Below are 23,593 nucleotides of genomic sequence, written 5' to 3' on the forward strand. Positions count from 1 at the left end.
ATTTCGACAAACTATTACTAAAAAACAAAATGAAGTTTTTACAAAATATATTATGGGTGGTGATGTCGCTGATTCCATTGGTTGGAATAGCACAAAATGACCCTTTGGCACAGCTTTTATTTGATCAGGCTATACCTACTAACATCGGCACAAAAACTGATATTGTTTTCAGTGATGCAGGTGGTTTTACATATGAGCAGTCCGATCAAACAAGGGCATCATTTGCAAGTGTGGATTCAAAGAGTCAAGGTATTTTCTTCAAAACATCCACAGGAGCAAACTATCCGGTTACGAAAGGAGATTTACCAAGAACCTATTCGTTTTGGGTCAGACCAAAAGTATTTTCGGGAACCCAGAATTTTATTTATACGGGCTCAGGAGCAGGAACAACTTTTACATTACAGTTGACCAGTCAAGGAAAAGTGAAATTAGCAGACAACGGAGGAAACTGGGTTGCTGCACAAACCCTTTTGGAACTGAATGAATGGAATCATGTTACAGTGGCGTTACAGCAATCTGTGGGAATTCATGATGTAGAATTTTATATTAATGGAGACCTTTCAGAGGTAGGAATATCAGGTGCTAATAATACAATCAATACTAACACAGGAGTATTTAAAATTTTTGCAACACTCAATGCAGATGTGGCAGACTTTAGGTATTATGATCAATATTTAAATGCAAGCGAAGTTTTTAATATATATGGTCAAAAGGAATTGCTATTGGATGTAGTGACCAATGCCAATACGTTGTCTGATGCGAGTGAAAATAACTACAGTATTTCAACTGCTTCATCAGATTTGTCCATTGGATTTGAAGACCTTGAATTGGGAAAGGTATTGTTTACCAATGGGGTTACGGTCAGTGCAACTTCTTTTAGAGGAATTGAAGGATCAACTCCCCGCACCATCATGTTTTGGTACAAGCAAAAAGAAGGAGCTGGCGTTACAGATAGATTGACCTATTATGGTAGTGAGAAGAATAAATTTGACCTTCAAATAAGGGACAACTCTTCCTTCAGGCTCTATAATTTCTACAGTGCTGATAAAGGAGGAAGCTTTCTAGCTGTGGAAGAACCAATTGATTTTACGTCTTGGAGACATATTGTTGTGACTACAAGTGGAGCGACTACCTCTGATGTGAAAATTTATGTAGATGGTGAGGAAAAGAGCATTGATTTAAGTAACCTGACAGAAACTTCCATCAACACTATTATTGCAGGTGATTATAGAATTTCAAATGCTGCACAAGGATATTTCAGTGATTATAAAGTTTACAAAGGGGCACTATCAGCACAGGAAATAACAGATGTTTTTAATGCTGTGAAATTTAATCAAATCATCACTTTTGAAGAGCTGATACCATTAAATACCAAAACAAAAACGGTAGAATTATCGGCAGTTGCATCCTCTCAGCTTGAAGTGACTTTTGAAAGTTCCAATCCTTCTGTGGCTACTGTTAACGGTACAACACTTACTATTGTTGGAGCGGGAGAGACCAATATCACTGCTACTCAATCAGGAAATGATAGATACAATGCTGCGTCTGAAGTGGTAAGAAAATTAATCGTTACAGAATATATTCCAGCAACGAACGCATTGCTTGATTTTGCTTTTGATGAAGCTGCAGGTTCAGAGGATTTTGTTAATAGTGGAGTGTTGTCGGATGTTATTTTGAAAAAAAATACAGAAGGAGGAGCTAGTATTAATATAGGTATCTTGGATACAGATAAAGGTCAGGTACTTGACATCAATATGGCTCAGGGCACAGGCAGTTTAATATTTAAAGAAGCTGATGGAAGTAATTATACTGGCGTGACAGGCACAGGGGCAAGAACGTATTCGGCTTGGATAAAACCTACTGACTTATCTGAATTCAACACTATTTTTTATGCAGGAATTGATGAGGAAGAAGCAACATCAATTTCCATTCAACTACTACCAACAGGTTCCATAAAATTAGTGGCAGGTGGTAACATTGTCACGACAGAAGAATACCAATTCACAGAAAATCAATGGAATCATATTGTGATTTCCATTCCAAAGGAAGCGATGCTGTCTGATATCAAAATGTACATCAATGGTGAAACAGCACAGTTTGATGTGTCGAATGATAATTTACTCAATACCGCACCAGCCACTTTTGCTATTGCGAATAAATTCTGGGGGGCTTTCAGTGATTTTAAATATTATGAAAGAGCAGTGAGTGAAGAAGAAGCTTTATCATTGTATACTTCCACGGTCTTCACGCACAGTATTAATTTTGACTTACCGATATCTATTGCAGAAAGAGAATCAGTAGCATTGAAAATTTCCACTTCCTCAGGTTTGGATTTTGACTACAGTATTTCTGACCCCTCTAAAGTGAAAATTGAAGACGGAATACTGACTGCATTAGAAGAAGGCGAGGTGACAATAGAGGCAACTTCATTTGGTGTGACTTCCTCTTATATGATGACGATTACGCCTTATATTCCAGAGGAAAAACCATTGCTTGATTTTGCTTTAAATTCTTCAGAAGAGTTGATCAATACGGGCTTACGTTCAGAAGTGAGCTTGGTAGCCAATACCGAAAATGGAGCTTCTATTTTGTTGGGTGTAGAAGATCCAGACAAAGGACCTGTGTTAGACATCAATATGGAGCAAGGTACAGGCAGTTTACTATTCCGCGAAGCTGGTGAAAGCTATGCCGGGGTGACAGGGATTGGAGCACGAACGTATTCCGCCTGGATCAAACCTACAGATTTATCGGTATTCAATACTATATTTTTCGCAGGTAAAACTGAAGGAGAGGCAACCACTTTGAGTGTTCAAATTCTTCCAACAGGTTCCGTAAAATTAGTGGCGGGTGGTAACATTATCACGACAGAAGAATACCAATTCACAGAAAATCAATGGAATCATATCGTGATTTCCATTCCAAAGGAAGCGATGCTGTCTGATATCAAAATGTACATCAATGGCGAAGCAGCACAGTTTGATGTGTCGAATGACAACGTACTCAATACCGCACCGGCCACTTTTGCTATTGCGAATAAATTCTGGGGATCTTTCAGTGATTTTAAATATTATGAAAGAGCGGTCAGTGAAGAGGAGGCATTGAACCTCTATTCTTCAACAGAGTTTAAGCATACAATTATTTTTGATATGCCATCACTCTTGAATGTAGGTGAAAGAGTAAGAGTCAATGCTTTTACAACCTCCAATTTGCCTGTGTCTTATACTATTAGTAATACTGATGTGGCCATTTTATCAGATGGAATTCTGACTGGGATAAGTGTAGGTGAAGTAGAAGTAACGGCGTTCTCTTTTGGTGTGGAAGAAAAGTTTGGGATTTCAGTGGTGGAGGAAGAAGTAGCAGGCCCTTCGGAAGAGCCGTTGTTGTGGTTTGCTTTTGATGAAGTAGCCGATCAAGTAGACTTTATCAATAAGGGAGTACTGAATAATATTGTATTAAATAGTATCACAGAAGAAGGTGCTATGGTCACTCCTGGGGTAATAGATGAAGAGAGAGGTAATGTTTTATTTGCATCTATTCCGAGCGGAAAGGGCCATTTGATTTTTAAAGATGGTACAGCCAATTATCATGGAGTGACGGGAATGAATGCCAGAACTTATTCGATGTGGATCAAACCAACAGACCTGTCTGAGCAAAAGACCATCATGTATCAGGGCATCACGATTGAGGAAGAAGAAACCACCAACATTTCATTACAAATTCTACCTACAGGACAAGTGAAATTTGTATCAGGTGGGAATATTGTCACAGCAACAACTCATCTTATACAGCAAGATCAATGGAACTTATTGCAAATTGTCATTGAAGAAAATACACCGTTGGAAGAGGTGAAAATTTACATCAATACCAATTTAATGTCTACAACATTGACGGGAGTAAACAGCATAGTGAATACAGGTCCTGCCACTTTTACTTTGGCCAATAAATATAAAGGCTATTACAGTGATTTCAGGTTGTACGATAGGGCATTGACAGATACAGAAATCAAAGCTTTTATTTCTAGGAAGGATCAAGAAATTAAGTTCAAAACTATAGAAAATAAGGTGTATGGAGATCCTGATTTTATGCTGGAAGCTTCCTCTAGTTCGGGTTTAGAAGTGCATTTTTCTTCTTCTGATGAAGGAATCATTCAAATTGAAGGAAATGTTGCAAAGATAGTAGGGTATGGTGAAGTGAGTATTACTGCTGCTCAGTTAGGAGACTTGAAGTATAATCCTGCAAAGTCTGTTACAAATTCATTTGTAGTAGAAAAGGGAAATTATGTAGAACAAACAGAATTACAGTTAGATTTTAGGTTTGATGAACCTGCAGATTTACCGGGAGACCCTTATGACTATTCGGAATTCCACAGAAAGGCAGTGATGCGTGGAGTATATGAAAAAGGGCACAAGGATCAAGAGAAAGGAAACGTTATCTTATTTAATGTAGGTACGTTGGAAGTGGATAATTACAAGGGCATTTTAGGAAGTCAGAAACGCTCTATGGCAACTTGGTTTAAAGCCAATGATACCAAACAATCGGTGCTGACAAGTTACGGAATTGCCGGTGAGGGACAATTTAATATTTTATATAGAGCCAATAATAAAATCAGAGTTGTACTCTATTACAACACTTATGATGATGAAAATGGAGCTCCGGTATATGAGTTCAGTTATGTTGAAACACAAGAATCTTTTGATTTTGTAAGTGATTGGCATCATGTGGCAGTTGTTACAGAAGGGGAAAGCATACATGACATTAAGATATATATTGATGGAAAACAAAGACCAGTACTTGTTTCTCCTTGGGAAGGACATGAAAAGATTAACACCCAAAGTGGTGGAAATTTCAAAGTGGCCTCCAACTCAGATGTCAAAATGAGTCATTATAAATGGTACACAGGTGCATTATCTGAGGATGAAGTAATGGCTATTTTCAAAGGAGACGATTTTATTGGAGAAGAGGATATTATAGTAGAAGACCGTGAGTTTGAAGGTGGTTTTAGAATTGCTTTTATTGAAATGACGGACTTTTTCAATATAAATAACCAAGGGGTAGTTTATAATGTGACTTCAAGTAATACTAATGTCGTAAAAGTGCAAGTAGAAGGCTCTCTTTTAGTATTAAATGAAGTGGGGGAAGGCACTTCAGAAATCACTGTTGAATTGTATAGTGGAAGTTATGAATTGCTTGAAGTGCAGTCTTTTAAAGTAACAGTTACAGGCCCTTCAACGCAGGTGCCTAATGATCTCTTTTCTTTTGAAGAACTTCCAGATTTCTTTAGGAAAGAGAGAAATAAACCTCTTCTTACATTCCCAACGGTATCAACTGTAAAAGTAGCCGATTTCGGTGCTTTTCCTGATGATGGCCGAGATGATTACAAGGCCATTAATGATGCCTTAAAATTGGCTGTTTCAATAGCAAATGAAGAAAACCCTGTAAGAGTGAAGTTTGGAAAAGGGACGTACGATCTTTTGTCAGTGAATGAAAATGCTACTTATCTTTTCTTCCTCGCAAATCTGTCCAATATCATCATAGATGGTACGGGTACAAAAATCAATATTAAAACACCAACAGTTGGTTTTATTTCCTTATTTAATGCCCAGAATGTTGTTGTTCAAGGTTTTGAAGTTGATTACGAAACATTGCCGTTTACCCAAGGAAAAGTGATTTCGATAGCAGATGATCATATTGAAATGAAGATAGATGAAGGGTTTCCAGCTCTCAATGAGAACTTTATGATGAACGCCACAAATTCATGGGGTTATATCAAGGATGAAAAAGGATTTATGAAACAAGGAGTAGCCAATCTCATTAAAACTGACCCTAATGGCTGGAATGATCTAGGTGACCGTGTTTTTTCTCTCCAAATGTCGCCTTCTCAAATTGAGAACTTTGAAGTTGGTGATTATTTTGTGCAGTTGGCTAGAAATAATGGACGAACAATCACAAGAACAAATCAATGTAAAGACGTCACTTTCTTAAACCTAACTGCTTACGCAAGTCCAGCAGGTACTTTCAGTATGGCTAATAATGAGGAAGTGAATGTCATTCACTGTAACGTATTGCTTAAAGAAGGGAGAGTGCACAGTACCAATGCGGATGGAATGCATGTGGTTGGAGCAAAAATCGGCCCTTGGATGCAAGGCTGTATTTTTGAAGGATACGCAGATGATGCTGTGAATATGAAACATGCCAAATCGAATATTATAGAAGCGGTGAGCTCAACAGAATTGAAAGTAAATTCATTACTTGAAGTAGGAAGTAATGTGGTTGTATTTAATCCAAGAGAAGGCAAAGTAATCCAAAGAGCCATGGTGCAGTCCATCGCCGATAATGATGACAAAACCTATAATATTATACTTTCTGAAGCGGTAAATATTCAGAAGGTAGGCACACACCAAAGTGCAGATCATCTTTACAATGAGGATGTAGCAACAGAGTCTTTTGTTTTTAGAGATAATATTTTCAGAAATGCCCGCAGGTACGGCATGTTGATTCAGAGTGCTTATGGCGTGATAGAGAACAATATTTTTGAAGACCTCTCCACAGGAGGCCTAGTGATGGAAAACGGCGTGGATTGGGGAGAAGGTTTTCTTGCTCATGACATCCTCATTCAAAACAATACATTTACCAACTGTGGTTACGATAAGACTTATATCAATGATGAGTACGCCGCTACAATCAAAATGATGGTGATGAAACTGAAAAAGGAGGATTGTGATGAAAATGATAAGTGGTGTGGTAAAACCCCGGCAGATTGTGATGAGCAGGGCATAAAAAATATATGGATTAAAAATAATACGATGACTTACAACAAAGTTGGAATTGTAGCGAACTGTGTTGAGGCGGGAAGTATTATTGATAATCAACTGATGCATAATGAAAATGACCCTACTCTAGAAGAAGGAGAAAAAGGGAAGGCGATGGATATTTTGAATTCGGACTTCATTTTTGAAGAAATAGTAGCTATTGAAAACGAATTTATGAATGCTGATTGGGAAGTGTCACCTTCTAAAAAAGGAATTGATGTGCTGTATAAGGGAACAGGGAATCCAGTAGCGTCACTTACCTTATTTGATGGTACAGGCAGGGTACATCATACTGCCAGTATTCAACAACGATCAACAAAAATTTCAGTATCGATCTATAAAAAACAACTGTATATCATCAGGTTGGTAGATCAAGATGGAAATATCTTTACGAAGAAACTAATGTATGACTAATTATAAAATGAGACCAATTTTTCTACTAGCAATATTGTTTTTACCTTATCTAACGATGGGGCAACAATACCATCAACCCGACTTTTTTAGGAATAAAAGACAGTTGCCACTTTTAGATCTAGAAAACAAAAAAGTGATTCACCTTTCCAAGTTTGGGGCTGTTCCTAATGATGGAGAAGATGATACCAAGAGCTTTAGAAAAGCGTTTGAAAAAGCTTCTTCCATGGCCGAAGCAGGAAAAAATGTAGAGCTTTTATTGGAAGAAGGAACCTATGATTTGAAGGGAAATTCTGAGGGTACTCACGCTCTTACATTAACTAGGAATCATAACTTGGTAATCAATGGCAATGGTGCCACAATCATTGTACATAATCCCATGATTGGTTTTTTGAAGATCATTAACGTCAAAAATGTTGTCATCAAAAACCTTTATATCGATTATGACCCTTTACCGTTTACGCAAGGTAAAATTATAGCACTTCATCCCGAAGCAAAAGCCTTTGACTTCTGTATTGATGAAGGTTTTCCCGAACTTTCAGCTTCCTATTTTGTAGAATCAACGGAGCGGTGGGGAATGCTTATGGATAAAAACGTTCCAGGCAAATTAAAAGATGGTGCGGGACATCTGTACCCATACCGAGGGTGGGAGAAAATAGGGAAACGTACTTACCGAATCCAACAACCACAGAGTCATTTTATTAGAGATATGGCCATAGGGGATGTTTTTGTTCAACTAGCAAGGAATAATGGCAGAACAATTTTCACCTCTTTAAATAGTGAAAACCTTACCTACAGAAACATCACGAGTTACGCCTCTCCTGCAGGGAGTTATGCCGCACATGGCAATAAGGAATGGAATATATTGCACTGTAGAATTCGGTTAAAGCCCGGCAGATTTCATTCGGCCAATGCAGATTGTATTCATGTGAGCGGTTCTAAGTTTGGGCCTTGGGTAGAAAATTGCCTGTTTGAAGGTTATTCTGATGATGCCGTCAATCTTAAAGCAGTAAGGAAATACATATTAAAACAGCCTCAAAAGAATCAAATATTGACCAAAGGTGGAGGGGTTTTAAAAGGAGATATATTACGCTTTTTTAATCCAAGAGAAGGCATTTTGTTAGATGAAGCATACGTTATTAATGTTGAGAGACAAGAGAAAAGCTTATTTTTACTGACTTTCAATAAAAGTATCAATGGTTTGACTCAATTTGGAGAAGACAAAAGAAAAGACATCGCTTATATTGATACACAAGCTTGTGAATCATTTATTTTCAGAAATAATACCTTCAGAAATGCTAGGCGGTACGGTATGTTGCTTCAAAGTAATTATGGCGTGATTGAAAACAATGTTTTTGAAAACCTCAGCCAATGTGCTATTGCCATCAATAATGGTGTAGATTGGGGAGAAGGTTTTGTAGCTCATGATATCCTTATTAAAAATAATCTTTTTAAAAACGTTGGGTTTGATAAAACTTATCTGAAAGATTATAATGCGGCAACTATACGAATGAGAGTAACAAAACTTAAAAACCCTAAGGCGAAAGGAAAGTGGTGTGGTGTTACAAATGCAGATTGGAAAGGACTGGATACCATCGCCATTGAAGGCAACCATTTTATATACAATAAAAGAGCAATTTCCATTGAATGTGCTAAAAATATTTTCTTAGGAAATAATATATTCCAGAGAAACTCTAAAGATCTGTATAAGGAGTACTTAAATCCTGTTTTTCAGGAGAATGTCAGTAATGTTTTAATGGAATAACGTTTAAAATTTAAAGGAAAAGAGAATGTGGTTTGAGGAATTAATGGGTTTTGAAGAAGTCTCTCCATCTCATGTAAAAAAAAATATAAGAGTAGAAGGTGATAAATTGATTTCCAGAGTGAATGGAAAAACATATCAGTTTGGAAAGCTAGAAGTACCTACTCTGAAGGATTTAAAAGCAAGATCAATTAACGATCCTTATAAAGGAGACCTTCAGGTAGAAGAAGTAGTGGGGAATGTTCAGGAATTACACCAACTAGAAGAAAATAGGAACGCTTTGTTTCAAGTGGCCTCTCAATTTAATTTGCTGGAAATGCTTGGGCCTCATGTATCTCCAGAAAAAGGTGTAGGAATCTATGAGAAAGACTATACACAAGGGCCTGCTTGTGCTATTGCATGTGGTGCTGGAACAATCTACAGAAATTATTTCGCTCCTGTTAACCTTGCAATAGGACAAACATTGAATAATCAGATTGATTGTTTGGAACTCATTGGTGAGGAGCTTGATAATGATGAATCCCAACTTTGGAGAATGATCAATGGCTATGCTTTATGCAGTCAAGAAGGTTTACATCAGATTAATTTTTTGATTAATAATCTCAATGAAGAGGAGAGGGAAACTTTAAAAGAAAAATTGAAAATAGGGGTTCAATGGAATACTGAAGTAACTATTTCTAATGAACAACAAATAGTATCACAAGCCTTTTGTTCTGCACTTCCTGTTGCTTATTCAGGTTTTGATTCTTTTTATTTTGAAAGCTTTGCAAGATTGATACTTGAAGCATCGTATGAAGCAACACTTCACAGTGCATTAATAAATCTGGATCAAAATTATTCCAACAAAGTTTTTCTGACATTAGTAGGAGGTGGTGCTTTTGGAAATGAAACCGATTGGATTGTTGAATCTTTACTTATTGCTTTGAAAAAATTTAGAAACACTCCATTGGATGTGAAAATTGTGAGTTATAGCGGTTCTAAAATTGAGGTGCAAGAGTTAATCAAAAGTTTGAATACCACATTGTAAACCAACCTTCCTAATTACTGGGTCTAAATCTATAATAAATGCGTACCCTAAAGCTTCTTTCAATTATTCTAATAACAACAATATCAGCCTTTATATTGAGATCGATTTTGTTCAAGATAATAGTTCCAGATATTTGTGCATTTCATAATAATTTGGAAACTCCAGGCTTCATCTTTAATATTTTGTATGAGCTTCCAAGTTGGAATAATCATCACCCTGTAGCTACAATCACTAATGAGTTGTTCACATTTTTGGTTGGAATTACATTAGGAGTTTTTATTCACAAAAAATTCTCTTCATTTCTATCAAAGCAACAATGAAAACAAAGCTCCCCTAATCATTATCAATTAAAAATTATTCCTTTCCAGAAAACTGTTTAGAATATTCTTTAGGGCTTACACCAAATTGCTTTTTGAAGGTTCTTGTAAAATAGGAAGGGTTATTGAAACCAACTTTATCCATCACATCTAAAATGGAAGATCCATCTACTTGTAGAATTTGAGCGGCACGTTTCAGTCGAATTGTTCTAATGAACTCACTGATCGACATGTTAGTTATCATTTTTACTTTTCTATATAACTGTGATCTACTGACTCCCAGTTCTTTACATAGATGCTCAACATTGAGGTCTGAGTTTTCTAGATTGGCTTCTATATATTGCATGGCTTCCTCTAAAAGTTGTTCATCTTTAGAACTCATTTCAATTTCCGAAGGTTCCACTTCAAATGATGATGATGAGGCAGAGGTTAATAAGTTCTTGACTCTTGCAGATAGAATATCGAAGCTAAATGGTTTAGAAATAAAAGCATCTGCTCCCATATTGAAGGTCTTCAACTGTGTTTGTACATCATCTTTTGCTGAAAGAAAAACGATAGGAATATTGGCCGTTTGAGGTTGTTCCTTAATGTTTTTACAAAAGGCTAATCCGTCCATCTCTCGCATGGTAATATCAGAGATAATCAGATCGATGTTTTGCTTCTTTACAATATCTAAAGCTTCAACACCGTTTTTGGCTGTGATGACATTATAGTGAGATGAAAACTTAATATGAAGGTATTGACTGATATCTTCATTATCATCAACAATTAATAGGTTGGCACCTTTCATCTCCTGCTCCAATTCAAGAGTATCGATTTCAGTATTTATTTCCTCTACAATTGGAGAGTTTTCATCAATATAAGACTGTTCTTGATCGGAATATATTTTATCAAAATGCCCGTTTCCTTTCAATAATTCTATTGTGAAAGTACTTCCTTCCTTCATCTTGCTATCCACTGCAATTGTACCACTATGCTGTTCTACGATCGACTTCGTTACCGCCAATCCAATTCCACTCCCTCTACCTGATGTTTTCTGTTGGAAATAAGGATCAAAAACACTTTTGAGAGCTTCTGGCCTTATACCTTTGCCTGTGTCTTTTATCGCAATTACAATCGAATGGCTCAACTCCTTTAATTGGATGATGATTTCCCCGTTTTCGGGAGTAAACTGCATGGCATTGCTGACCAAGTTGAAAATTACTTTCTCAAACTGAACAGGATCAATAAAGGCTATCACTTCTTTTTGGATAGAATCGAGGGATAGTTTGATATTTCTTTTTTCACTCAACAGCTCAAAATGATGAATCACTTGATGGATAAACGCATTGAGTTCTATTTCTTGGGGAGAAATTCTCATTTCTTTATTCTTAAACTTCTGGAAATCCATCAATTCTACTACCAATTTTTGCAGTTTTACAGCATTTTTTCGAATGACTTGTAAGTCACGTTGTACTTCAGGTTTAAATTCTTTCTTATAAATTAAATCTTGAATGGGATCCAAAATCAAGGTCAGTGGCGTCTTCATATCATGACAGATGAAAGTGAAGAGGTCAAGCTTTGCTTTTTGTATATTTTCAGTTTCTTTCGCTTTCAGTTCAACAATTTCTAATTCATGAGAACGTTTCAGCTGTGCCTTTTTCCTTTGGTAATAAGCAAAGATACTTCCTAGCAACAAAAGTAAATAGGTCACAAAAGCTGAAGTAGTCAGGTAGAAAGGAGCATTGACATGAAGTTCAAGTTTGACAGGTTTCTCGCTCCATTTTCCATTATAAGTCAACAGCTCAAAAGTATGATCGCCATAAGGTAAATTTCTATAGATGGCATTGGCTTTTTTAGATTCCACCCAGTCGGCATCTACACCGGACATTCTGTATTTGTAGATTTCATTCTTCTGTGAATGAAAACCAAAAGCGGTGAAGGAAATCTCAATATTGTCTTGATGATGTGCCAAATTGATCGAAGGAGACTCATTCAAGGGTGCAGTTAGAATCGTTTTTCCATCATAAGATTGCCCAACTTTTACCTCCTTGTCATTCACCTTTAATGAAGTAAATTGAGGAGTGTATTGTGTAGTTGCGCCCTTATAATTGGAAGGTTTGAAGAGTACAAATCCATTGTCTGAACCAAGTAATAATTCATCATTGGGAGAATAATAACTTCTTCTTATTTTATAATAATTCTGACGGATAGCGGAATTAAATTCATAGGTTTTGACTTTGAGTGTGGCAGGGTTGAATTTGGAAATCCCATAACCACTCATCCAAATTTCTCCATTTTTATCTAATTGAAGCTGTTCCAATTGGTTTGTGATAATACCATCCTTTTCTGTGTATTTCGTGAATTTTGGAGCATAAATGTCTTTTGGATTAATCTCACATTTCAATAAACCACCTCCTAAACAGCCAATCCAAAGCGTATTTCCCTCTCCTTTGATCATCGATGCGATAAAGTTGGAAGGGAGACTATTTTCACCATCGCCTTTATAAAATTTAGCAATGAATTTTTCCTGTTTCTTTTCATCGATTTTCAAAAGGTTCAAACCTACTTTGGTACCTATCCAAACATATTTGATATGTCCCTCTCTATGCGTCACTACATATTTTGTAGTGCTATTGGTTAGCCCTAAATAGCCTTCAGTTCTGTAAACATTGACATTACCCTTGTAGAAATTCTCCTTTGAAGGAATGTATTCATAGAGGCCTTTGTTGGTGCTAAGCCATAAGTGTTGATCATCATCTATACTAGCGTAGGTAACACTGGGCCTACGATAAGGGGCTATCGGGTTGATCAGTTTTAGTTGTATTCTTTTACCATTGACCAGACGTTGTTGATCTTGTTTTGTAACATGGTACGTAAACTGATTAGAGAAAAGGTAAAAGGAACCATCTGGTAAAGGAAGAATTTTTGAGACCTTTAAATGCTTTAATTCAGGATTATTATCACGGAAGTCAATGACTTTTTTTGTTTTCCGGTCAAATATCCCAAGCCCTTGCCCTAAGGTACCCACCCATAATATTGAATCTTTATCTTGATAAAAAGTATGACAAGCAAAGAGGGTATTTGGGTTGTTTTCGTAAGGGTTTTTGAATTGTTCAAGATATCTAAATATTTTCTCATTGGTGTAAGCTCCATTGGATAGTGAGCCTAGCCAAAGTATTCCTTCGTCACTTTCAAAAAAAGTAGTGATGGCTTTATTATTATAAAAGGGGTAGATAGAAGTATATGATTGGTAAGGTTTAAAATGCTTCCCTCCGTCATTTGAGTAAATTAACCCTTTATTTTTGGTCCCGACCCAAAGCGTATTTTCTTTATCCATATAAACGGATATCACCGTAGCCTCCACATGTTTTTTTATGGGTTTGAATTTTTTATTGATCTCATAAAGCCCTTTATAAGTTCCTGCCCAAATTCTATTGTTTTTATCTTTATAAATAGTTTTGATGTGCTCTTGATTTATTCGGAAAGGACGATGAACAATACGTAATGTATTGGGATGTATTACATAAATTCCTTTACTCGATAAAGCCCATAATTGACCATTGTTACCCTCAATAATTTGTCTGACTCTAACACTGGAATCAATGATATTCAGCAAGTGTATTTCTCCTTGTTCATCTTCTACCACTTTTGTCAAACCGCTATCGGAACCTACCCAAATATTTCCTGAAGGGTCACAGAAAACGGCATCAATGGTAACTTGTTTATTGGGGTTTATCTTTATGGTTTTGAACTTGCCTGTCTTTTTATTAAAAACACACAGACCATTCACGTCAGTACCAATGAAAATTCTGTCTTTATGATCTACAGCCAGTGAAATAATTCTATTGCTTGCCAGCGAAAGACTATCTCCCTCCATATGCTTATAGACTTTCATTTCAATACCATCATACCTATACAGTCCATCAAAAGAAGCAAACCACATAAAGCCCTCTTTGTCTTGCACAACAGATAAGATATCAGAATGCATAAAAACATCTGACCCTTTGACAGGGATAAGATTGGCCACTGCGTTCTGAATGACAACAAAGAAAAGTAATAAGCAGAGTGTATACTTTGTTAAAAGAGTATTCATACTAAACCAAAAAAATGTAGATGAACGAAAGTTAAACATTTTTTTGTCGATTATAGGATTATTTTGTGTTTAAATACCAAGTTGGATACAAATCAGCATTTAAAAATACTATAAATATGGCGCTATATAGCTACTTGTGGTCATTTTTGTAAAAAGTATTGATTTGTACTATAAATTGATTTTGAAAAATATTTTACTTCTAAAAAAGACGTTATTTTAAGTATAAATTCAACCTTGAGTTAAACTACCTGCTTTGTAAGTGAGTTCAACCGGTAGAGGAGTTAATTTTTATATAATTTTGAATGTAGTGATCAATTTATTTTAATTCTAGCCCTTTTTCTGTCATTTAAACCATAAAATAGTGAAACAGATTAGATTATGTTTGTTTTTGGTTGCTTTTTTGAGTAATAAGTGTCTTGAATCATTTTTCTTTGAAACTTATATTTTTTCAGATTAACTATTAATTAAATGAAGCTGAAGCAACAACTATTGGGAGGAATATTACTACTCCTTTTATGTGGATGTGACGTTACCCATCAGAAGACTACTGATACCGTCAAAATTAAACAACCAAACATACTTTGGATCTTTGTAGAAGATCTTTCTCCTTACCTTGGATGCTATGGAGATTCTATCAATAAAAATCACACTCCTGCCTTGGATCAGCTAGCAGAAGAAGGAGTTCTCTTTGAGCGGGTGTATGCAACAGCACCGGTTTGTTCGGCCTCAAGGTCAGCTATGATCACTGGCAAAATGCAAACCACCACAGGAACACATCAACACAGAAGTAGTAGAACTACAGATGGAGAAGTGGTGCCTGAAGCACTGAGAATTTATCTTCCAGATTACATACAGAAAACAGTCCCAGAACTTATGAGTGAGGCAGGTTATTTTACTTTTAATAGCGGAAAAGATGACTACAATTTCCACTATGACCGCAGAGCATTATACACCGTAGGCACTGAAGAAAATTACCAAGCCGGAATGAACGGCTGGCAGGGAAATAAGTCAAGACACTACATGTCGCTGACAGAGGATACTTGGAATGCTCGAGAGGATAAAGATCAACCTTGGTTTGGACAGATTGAATTGAAAGGAGGAAAGACCAGGGGGACAGACCATATCAGAAGTGGAGAAGTATTGGGTGTAAATGACGTTCCATTGCCTCCTTATTTTCCAGATGTTGAAAGTCACAAGAAAGCTTGGGTACAACATTACAATGCTATCCGAAGTACAGATGCTGAAGTGGAGGAAATCCTAGAACAATTGGATGATGATGATGAATTGGAAAATACAATTATTTTCTTTTTCTCTGATCATGGCAGTAACACTTCTTTGCGTCATAAACAATTCTGTTATGAAGGAGGGGTGCATGTGCCACTGATCATTAAAGGAAATCATCCCGATTTGAAAGCCAAGCTTCGCAGAAATGACTTGGTTTCAACATTGGATATTTCTGCTACCACCTTAGCTATTGGAGGTGTAGAGATACCAGATTATTTTGACGGACAAAACCTCTTGGATAGTGCTCAAAAGGCAAGAAAATACGTGGTCAGTGCTCGTGATCGCTGTGATTTTACCATTGACAGAATTCGAACGCTTAGAACAGACCAATACCGCTATATCCGTAATTATTTTCCAGAAAGATCCATGATGCAAGCCAGCTACCGCGACCGACAGCCTATGGTAAAAGATATGCACCGCCTTCATGAAAATGGAAAGCTGACCGATTACCAAGAGGAACATTGGTTTGGTGCAAGACCGAAGGAAGAACTATACGATATAGAGGCAGACCCGCATCAGATGAATAACTTAGCGTTGGATAAAGATTACAATGATATTCTTTTGAAGCATAGAACCAAACTCAATAAGTGGATCAGAAAAACAAAAGACCAAGGAGAAACCCCTGAAGACACCCTTCAACTCAAAGCCACTTATGAACTATGGAAAGACAGGGCTGTTTTCAAAAATGCAGAGGTGAACCCTGAGTACAATCAGTTTATGAATTAGGGGGGATAAAATTTTTACCCCTTTTCTCAAATCAATTTTATATTAAAACTGCTATTCCTACTTTATAGCATTCTAGAAAGACTTTTCAAGCAATTGAAAGGTCTTTTTTTTGTAAATGTCACTTCTTGAAACCTCTTCAAAACATAAATGCAAAAAATTGAAACATAACTACAACTCTGTGATCAGGAAAAATAATACTTTCGTAAAGTGTTAGAAATTAGTTGATTGTGTTTGCTATTAGAAGGTGAAAATGCTACTTACTTCAAAAAAAGTGACAAAACATTTCACTTGTGGAAATTAGTTTTTGGTTCCCTTCGCTCATTGTACTTTTGATAATAAGAAATAACACAATTATCATACTTTTCATCCAATTTTTAGATCTATAAAGATCTCTTTGCTACAGTTGGAATCGGATGTGTATATCAACCACTAACTTAATGAAGTCTTTTGACTATGACTCTGATTAATTGGTACGCATTCGTTCTAAGATTATCTCACATATCATGACTTTAAAAACTATGGAACATTTTTTTGCAAAATACCGAGAGGGAATTATTGGTCAGAATGAATATATTCAGACACCACACCATGATGCTATCCGAATTGTTTATGCTGATTGGACAGCGAGTGCCCGAATGTATCAACCCATAGAAACAAGGTTATTGCAAGATGTTCTTCCTTATGTTGCCAATACACATACTGATTCCAACTATACAAGTTCTAAAATGACTTATGCCTATCAGAAAGCAAAAGATATTATAAAAGCTCATGTTGGGGCTTCTGAAGATGACCTATTGATTTCTTCTGATGCTGGAATGACAGGCGTGATGAATAAACTGCAAAGGATTTTAGGATTTAGAGTGCATGAGTCTTTTAGTGATAAAATTGTATTGAAAGAAGAAGAAAAACCGGTGGTATTTGTTACGCATATGGAGCACCATTCCAATCAGACTTCTTGGGAAGAGACCATTGCAGATGTAGTGGTGGTTCCCCCAGATGAGAAAGGGTTAGTTTCGGTTGAAAATTTTAAAAAGTTTGTAGAATTATATGCACATCGAAAAGTAAAAATTGCATCAATTACTTCTTGTTCCAATGTAACGGGAATTTTTACTCCTTATATGGAAATAGCAACATTGATGCATCAGTATGATGGTTTATGCTTTGTAGATTTTGCTACTTCGGCACCTTATGTAGATATCAATATGCACGAAGATGATCAGAAGGGAAGCTACCTTGATGCCATTTTCTTTTCTCCACATAAGTTTTTGGGAGGCCCTGGCACCACAGGGATTCTAGTATTCAATAAGAAACTTTACAAAAATGCCATTCCTGATAATGTTGGTGGTGGTATAGTAAAATGGTCCAATCCATGGGGTAAGCATCAGTTTGTCAAAGAAATTGAGGCAAGAGAAGATGCAGGTACACCTCCTTTTCTGCAAACCATAAGAGTGGCAATGTGTACACAATTGAAAGAAGAAATGGGGGTAAGCAACATTTTGAAACGTGAAAGAGAAATCTTGGAAATAATATGGGATTCACTGAAGGATATTTCAAACCTTCATGTACTTGCAGGAGAACATAAAAATAGATTGGGAGTTGTATCTTTTTACATTGATGACCTCCACTATAATCTTGGGGTAAAAATACTTAACGATAGATACGGTGTACAGACAAGAGGAGGGTGTTCATGTGCGGGTACTTATGGTCATTATCTGCTCAATATATCTGAAAGTCAATCTGAAAAAATAACAACAAAGATAGATCAGGGTGACTACTCTTTGAAGCAGGGCTGGATAAGACTTTCAATTCACCCTACACAAACCAACGCCGAAATACTTTTCATAATGCATGCCATTAGAGAGCTTGCAAAAAATCATCATTATTGGAAACATGAGTACTTGGTAGACTACACTACAAATAAGGTCAGTCATATCAACAAACAAGCAGAAACAACATTAAAACAGAATGTGAATCAGTACTTCAACCAAACTTTTTCTGATGATATACTAAACTATGTTTAATGCTTAGTCATTGACTAAAATTTTTTCATGACAGATAAATTAAATAACAAACAACGATGGAAACTTTCATAAGAAAAACAAACGATGATATAAAGACGATAAATATTTTTTGCTCATTTTTGGCAGGGGTCAACTTGATGGCCGTAGTAGGGTTTGATGTAGTATTTAGTTCCGCTATAAAATACATGGTGATCTGTGGAATAGGTGGGGCTTTATTTTTAATAGTCAGCTTAAGGAAAAAATATTTCTATTTGGACAAGATTTTAATTGAAGATGGAAATATAGTATTCAAAACAAGAATTTTATTTCTAACTCATAAAACTATTTGTCAGGTGGAGAACATTACAATCACAAGAACCTATTATTCTTTGGTATTAAGATGCTACAAACCTGACCGAAGTTATGAAACAAGAAAGTTTAAATTATCATCCTCTAACTGGAAAAATTTAGACAGTTTAGAAAGGTTAATCATGAATTCTAAATCAGGGTTAAGATGATGATACTTTTATATGATATTGTTAAAGTAACAAAGAGCAATTCATTCATTTTTTCTTGAAACAAATCCCTTTAGCTGTTGTTTATGTTTTATGGTAAAATAAAGAGCTAGTAGTGTTTTTTTAATAAAATTTATTTAGTGCGATAGTGTCGCATAAACTAAAAAATAGCTTATATTTACTTAGCTAATACAATACTTTTAATATCTCATAAATAACAAATAAAAAAATGCTTCAAAGAAAATTTGATAAAATCGTTAAGGCAGAGTTTCCAAATGCAAAAGATGCGAAGGATACTTCAATTCACTATTTAGGAAAAATGCAGATTGATCATCAGCTTGATGTCTCAAAAGTACTGATGGCCACTTCTGTTTGCTCTGACGATATCAACGTACCTTCTACTACTTTTTTTAACGTACTTTTTGGACCATTTGTAATGGGCGGACTCGGAGGTATTCCGTTTGTAGGTAAAACAGGTATGACGGCTTTTGCACATCATATTCCTGATGATGGAAGCGCTTTTATTTTCTATGGCCCACATATTGGTATCACATTGGAAGGTGAATTGGGTAAAATGTACAGACCAAGAATGGAGGAGACAGGAAATTCTTGTGGAGCATTGATGCTGGCTTTAAGTCGTTTGGAAAATGAATCTTATGCACCAACTATGAGTGATGATGATTACCAACAAATGAAACTGGAGGAAAGCTTACTTCCTTACAGAGAACAAATAATGGCTGCTGAAAATAAATCAAAAGCAATCACTGAAGCGACTTATGAGATTATAGATAAAAAAGTGCATGAGTATTTGAAAGCTTGCAAAGATGAATTTCATGTGGATAAAGTAACTTTGCTAGGTGGTATAGTCATCAATACGGATTATGGTTTAGATGATTATTTTGATGCTAGAAACTTTGAAGTAATTGACTTAACAACACTTTAATCGAAAACAGAAAAGTGCTACTATATTCTACCTCACCATTACCATGGTGAGGTATTTTTTTTCTTTTATCTAAGAGAGAGGTGAGATATTAATTGTGAATTTTTATTCATTTATTTCTTTAAGCCAAGGTAATTACGTATAACATTGCATATATTGTATTAACGTGGTTCTATCCTTCAGGTAATAATAAAGAGGTAGAATCCCAAATTAACCAATAAATAACAATTAAATAATCTCCCAAACAGGCTATTAGCATTGGTTTAATATCGATGTAGGTTGCTTGTAGGAGTCTATTAGTAATGAGAGAAATTGAAATAACAGCCAATTCAAAACAATTATCAGCAACCTTATTTGAGGCAAATGAACGCGATGTTTTATTGATTATCGCATCGGCCACAGGGGTAAAACAAGAGTACTATCAGAAATTTGCTCAGTTCATGTGTGAGCAGGGAGTATCAGTCATCACGTTCGATTACAATGGTATTGGACGATCTTTGAAACAACCGATTCAACAAGTACGCAACAATGCATCGGATTGGGGGCGGAATGACTTAGAAAGTGTTATTCAATACGGCATACAGCATTTTCCTACTGCTCGAAAAGTCTTGCTAGGGCATAGTATTGGTGGACAGTTAATTGGACTTGCAAAGTCAGCCCCCAAAATAGATAAAATATTGCTTGTAGCTTCTCAATCCGGCTATTGGAAATTTTGGCAGGGGTTTGAGAGAGTAAAAATGTGGTTCAATTGGTATGTTTTATTTCCAGTTTTGATAAGTACATTCGGTTATTTGTATTCCAAGAAAATCACAGGTATGGAAAACCTTCCAAGTAAGGTCGCCAATCAATGGAGAAATTGGGGCAAGCACAGCAACTATATTTTGAGTGATCCATCTATTCAAGCCTTTTATTATGAAAAAATAAAATCAGCTATCACAGCTTACAGTATTGAAGATGACTTTTTTGCTCCAAAGGAAGCTGTTCAATGGATGACAAGGCAATATTCTCAAGCTCCTAAAAAAGAAGTGAGACTTACACTGGAAGACTTGAATACCTCTTCCATTGGGCATTTTGGAGTATTTAAAGAAAAGTTTAGAGATACGATTTGGCCTCAATTTTTGAAAGAGATTAAGCACTAAAGGGTTGATTGTTAGTGCTTCATGGTATTATCAATGAATGGTCTACGATCAATCACTTTACTGTAAAGTATTTATCAATCATATAACTTTTTCAAGGTTCTATTAAGGCTTCTTATGGTAATCCCTAGATAAGAAGCCATATTTTCCTTTGATATAGCAATTTCCTGTTGCTCCTGTAACGCTAGAAGTTTACCTAAACTGTGCTCAATTGAATAAAGTTGTTGAAAAGAAGCCCGGCTGGAAGTATTGATAATTCTTTGTGCAAAAACATCCAATAAAATATTATTCAGCCTAAGATCTGTTTTGATCAGGTCTGTAAAATAATCCAAGGCTATGGCATAGGCAGTAACTTCTGTGATGACCTCAATACTGCATAGACAAGGAACTTTTCTTATAAATTCAACTTCACCAACAATTTCTCCCTCGCCCAAAAACTCAAATATATAGTCTTTATCATTTTCCTCAGTGAAATAACATTTTGTGATTCCGGTTTTAATAATGATCACTTTGGTAAGCTTCTCATCTTGGAAAAGGAGCTTTTGCCCAGGCTTATAGGTTTTGACAATGATTTTATCCTTACGTTCTTGTTGGGCATACAATTGCTCAATGTATTCTAAAAATGATTGATTTTTCCTTAACATATCTCTGTTGGGACAAATGTCCTTTACTGTCTTTTCTCTTTTGCTGAATTTTGTTCCATCAAAAAAGATAAGCATAAAGAAATGAAAAATAACATAACAACAATAGCATTTGATGCAGATGATACATTGTGGATCAATGAACCTTATTTTCAAGAAGCTGAAAATCAATTCTGTGAATTACTGAAAGAGCTGATGCCAAAAGAGAAATTATCTCAAGAGCTCTTTAAAACAGAAATGAAAAATCTATCGCTTTATGGATATGGAGTGAAAGGTTTTATGCTATGCATGATTGAAACGGCCAATCGTATCTCTGAGCAAGCCCTTCCTCTGCATATCATAAATAAAATAATTGAAATTGGACAAGATCTTTTAAATCAACCTATTGTTCTTCTTGATGGAGTGAAAGAAACCTTGGAGCTGTTGAAAGATGATTATAAATTGATTGTGGCCACCAAAGGTGATTTACTAGACCAAGAACGAAAGTTGAAGCATTCTGGCCTAGAGCATTACTTTCATCATATTGAAATAATGAGTGAAAAAAAAGAGATTGATTATCAAAAACTATTACAGCATCTTGACTGTCCGCCAGAGAATTTCTTGATGTTGGGCAATTCTGTAAAATCTGATATTATTCCTGTACTGGAGATCGGTGGTTTTGCTGGACATATTCCATTTCATACTACTTGGGCCCATGAACAGCATGAAAGTGATTTGTCACATCAGAATTTTATGCATTTAAATTCAATTAAAGAGATTATTACTCTATTAAAATAGTAAGAGTGTTGCAGAGGTGATTTCTATTTTACTGAATAGAAATCACCTCATACACTTCTTTTCTCACTCTTTTCTCTCTCATACCTCTTCCATCGTAAAAACTCCTGCCAAAGCTTTCGTTTCAATGTCTTTTGCGAAGAGAGGAGTTTCCTCATTGATATGAAGCTGGAATGGTGTTTCCTGAGGATCAATGTCTTTTGTTAGCTCATGAGTGGCTTGAATAAATTGTTCATTTTCAGTTTCCGAAATCACTTTACATGTGAGTAAACAGGTGTTATCATCTATTTTATCAAGTTTCAACTCCCAAGTGATTTGCAGTATTACATAATTGACATCATCCAGCCAAAGTGTAGTATTGGGTGAGACCGTTAACACTCTGTCTTTTTCAGAAATTGTTTCTATGTAGTGTTGTACCATAAAATACCCTGCTACATTTTCTACATTCATGGACACTCTTTTACCTGAAGGTAATTGTCCTTGAGCTGCACTTTGATGTCCAGATGAACAGGCTGCATATTCTTCAGCAGTAATATTAAAGAGCCATTCTGAAATATTGATACTGTCAATGTTCGCATTAATAATAGCTTGTGCTGTTGCTTCTCCTAATTTTGTCATGATGATTAATATTTGAAGGTAAAAGAATGTCTAGAAATAGGTATTTTCGTTTTTGAATTTTCCGCCAACCATCCAGAAATAGAATCTCATTTGACCGTGAATAGGCTGTACTGCATCCCAATGTTCAGTGATTTTACCATTTTCCACTTTCCATACATCTATAATATTCAATCCCTTTTGTGGATTACCTCGGTGTTTAACATCATTAGTAGCATGAGAGTGAACCGTAACGTGTTCTCCATCGACATAGATATGCTTCACATCGTACATGTAGTCAGGATATGTTTTCGCAAAATCAGAAACTACCTCCAATACGCCTGTTAGACCATCCACCATACTCTGATTGTGCTGTTTGTAAGGATGGTTTCCATATGTTTTTCTGATGTAATCAAAGTCATGATCATTCATTAAGTGTTGTACAAAGTCAACTACTATAGTAGCATTCTCTACTTCTTGTGCTGTCCATGTTGACTTTTGATACTGCTGTAAATCAATTTTTTGCGTTTCCATTTTTACTTTATTAAAAGGTTTTTAAATAAATAATCTTTAACTTGCATT

The 23,593-nt window shown here is 35.8% G+C and carries 13 protein-coding genes; 9 read left to right on the forward strand and 4 right to left on the reverse strand.

Features of this window, described 5'->3' with window-relative positions; all coding sequences use genetic code 11:
- Nucleotides 1–29 precede the first annotated feature (29 nt).
- Genes AVL50_RS30790 through AVL50_RS30800 form a run of 3 tightly spaced genes read left to right on the forward strand, consistent with a single transcriptional unit; the run spans nt 30 to nt 10,009 of the window.
- Nucleotides 30–7,223, forward strand: a complete 7,194-nt coding sequence (locus AVL50_RS30790) for a LamG-like jellyroll fold domain-containing protein (RefSeq protein WP_062621611.1) — start codon at nt 30–32, stop codon at nt 7,221–7,223.
- A 7-nt stretch (nt 7,224–7,230) separates the two neighbouring features.
- A complete protein-coding gene (locus tag AVL50_RS30795; protein WP_172826956.1) occupies nt 7,231–8,985 on the forward strand; it encodes a right-handed parallel beta-helix repeat-containing protein in 1,755 nt (584 codons plus the stop codon).
- Nucleotides 8,986–9,010: 25 nt separating this feature from the next.
- On the forward strand, nt 9,011–10,009 hold the full coding sequence (locus AVL50_RS30800) for a hypothetical protein (RefSeq protein WP_062621614.1): 999 nt from the start codon (nt 9,011–9,013) through the stop codon (nt 10,007–10,009).
- 354 nt (nt 10,010–10,363) lie between these two features.
- Here the strand turns inward: AVL50_RS30800 and AVL50_RS30805 are convergent, their stop codons facing one another.
- Nucleotides 10,364–14,401: a hybrid sensor histidine kinase/response regulator transcription factor gene (locus AVL50_RS30805; protein ID WP_062621615.1), complete on the reverse strand. Its 4,038-nt coding sequence runs from the start codon at nt 14,399–14,401 to the stop codon at nt 10,364–10,366.
- Between the two features lie 468 nt (nt 14,402–14,869).
- On the opposite strand from AVL50_RS30805, the gene AVL50_RS30810 reads away from it, so the two are divergent.
- The 5 genes from AVL50_RS30810 (at nt 14,870) to AVL50_RS30830 (ending at nt 21,005) form a co-directional block, all read left to right on the forward strand.
- Entirely contained in the window at nt 14,870–16,411 is a 1,542-nt protein-coding gene (locus AVL50_RS30810) for a sulfatase (RefSeq protein ID WP_062621616.1), read from the forward strand.
- Nucleotides 16,412–16,929: 518 nt separating this feature from the next.
- Nucleotides 16,930–18,432: an aminotransferase class V-fold PLP-dependent enzyme gene (locus AVL50_RS30815; protein WP_216639113.1), complete on the forward strand. Its 1,503-nt coding sequence runs from the start codon at nt 16,930–16,932 to the stop codon at nt 18,430–18,432.
- Nucleotides 18,433–18,488: 56 nt separating this feature from the next.
- Entirely contained in the window at nt 18,489–18,929 is a 441-nt protein-coding gene (locus tag AVL50_RS30820; protein ID WP_062621619.1) for a hypothetical protein, read from the forward strand.
- Between the two features lie 226 nt (nt 18,930–19,155).
- Nucleotides 19,156–19,869, forward strand: coding sequence for a hypothetical protein (locus AVL50_RS30825; RefSeq protein WP_062621620.1), 714 nt, complete (start codon nt 19,156–19,158; stop codon nt 19,867–19,869).
- Between the two features lie 299 nt (nt 19,870–20,168).
- Nucleotides 20,169–21,005 (forward strand): alpha/beta fold hydrolase, encoded by an 837-nt coding sequence (locus AVL50_RS30830; RefSeq protein ID WP_062621621.1) that lies wholly within the window; start codon nt 20,169–20,171, stop codon nt 21,003–21,005.
- A gap of 74 nt (nt 21,006–21,079) precedes the next feature.
- Here the strand turns inward: AVL50_RS30830 and AVL50_RS30835 are convergent, their stop codons facing one another.
- Entirely contained in the window at nt 21,080–21,721 is a 642-nt protein-coding gene (locus tag AVL50_RS30835; RefSeq protein ID WP_253764340.1) for a Crp/Fnr family transcriptional regulator, read from the reverse strand.
- Nucleotides 21,722–21,727: 6 nt separating this feature from the next.
- Between AVL50_RS30835 and AVL50_RS30840 the strand changes: the two genes are divergently transcribed.
- Nucleotides 21,728–22,420 carry an HAD family hydrolase gene (locus AVL50_RS30840; RefSeq protein WP_062621622.1) on the forward strand — a complete coding sequence of 231 codons (693 nt, stop codon included), beginning with the start codon at nt 21,728–21,730 and terminating at the stop codon, nt 22,418–22,420.
- Between the two features lie 78 nt (nt 22,421–22,498).
- On the opposite strand, the gene AVL50_RS30845 is transcribed toward AVL50_RS30840, so the two are convergent.
- Nucleotides 22,499–23,035: a hypothetical protein gene (locus AVL50_RS30845; protein WP_062621623.1), complete on the reverse strand. Its 537-nt coding sequence runs from the start codon at nt 23,033–23,035 to the stop codon at nt 22,499–22,501.
- Between the two features lie 30 nt (nt 23,036–23,065).
- Nucleotides 23,066–23,545: a nuclear transport factor 2 family protein gene (locus tag AVL50_RS30850; RefSeq protein WP_062621624.1), complete on the reverse strand. Its 480-nt coding sequence runs from the start codon at nt 23,543–23,545 to the stop codon at nt 23,066–23,068.
- Nucleotides 23,546–23,593: the final 48 nt, after the last annotated feature.

The sequence above is a fragment of the Flammeovirga sp. SJP92 genome, assembly GCF_001583495.1.
Lineage (GTDB): Bacteria > Bacteroidota > Bacteroidia > Cytophagales > Flammeovirgaceae > Flammeovirga.

Excerpts from the sequence above, each read along its gene's own strand:
- AVL50_RS30790 (WP_062621611.1), top strand. The coding sequence starts at position 30 with ATGAAGTTTTTACAAAATATATTATGGGTGGTGATGTCGCTGATTCCA.
- AVL50_RS30795 (WP_172826956.1), top strand. The coding sequence starts at position 7,231 with ATGAGACCAATTTTTCTACTAGCAATATTGTTTTTACCTTATCTAACG.
- AVL50_RS30800 (WP_062621614.1), top strand. The coding sequence starts at position 9,011 with ATGTGGTTTGAGGAATTAATGGGTTTTGAAGAAGTCTCTCCATCTCAT.
- AVL50_RS30805 (WP_062621615.1), bottom strand. The coding sequence starts at position 14,401 with ATGAATACTCTTTTAACAAAGTATACACTCTGCTTATTACTTTTCTTT.
- AVL50_RS30810 (WP_062621616.1), top strand. The coding sequence starts at position 14,870 with ATGAAGCTGAAGCAACAACTATTGGGAGGAATATTACTACTCCTTTTA.
- AVL50_RS30815 (WP_216639113.1), top strand. The coding sequence starts at position 16,930 with ATGGAACATTTTTTTGCAAAATACCGAGAGGGAATTATTGGTCAGAAT.
- AVL50_RS30820 (WP_062621619.1), top strand. The coding sequence starts at position 18,489 with ATGGAAACTTTCATAAGAAAAACAAACGATGATATAAAGACGATAAAT.
- AVL50_RS30825 (WP_062621620.1), top strand. The coding sequence starts at position 19,156 with ATGCTTCAAAGAAAATTTGATAAAATCGTTAAGGCAGAGTTTCCAAAT.
- AVL50_RS30830 (WP_062621621.1), top strand. The coding sequence starts at position 20,169 with ATGAGAGAAATTGAAATAACAGCCAATTCAAAACAATTATCAGCAACC.
- AVL50_RS30835 (WP_253764340.1), bottom strand. The coding sequence starts at position 21,721 with ATGCTTATCTTTTTTGATGGAACAAAATTCAGCAAAAGAGAAAAGACA.
- AVL50_RS30840 (WP_062621622.1), top strand. The coding sequence starts at position 21,728 with ATGAAAAATAACATAACAACAATAGCATTTGATGCAGATGATACATTG.
- AVL50_RS30845 (WP_062621623.1), bottom strand. The coding sequence starts at position 23,035 with ATGACAAAATTAGGAGAAGCAACAGCACAAGCTATTATTAATGCGAAC.
- AVL50_RS30850 (WP_062621624.1), bottom strand. The coding sequence starts at position 23,545 with ATGGAAACGCAAAAAATTGATTTACAGCAGTATCAAAAGTCAACATGG.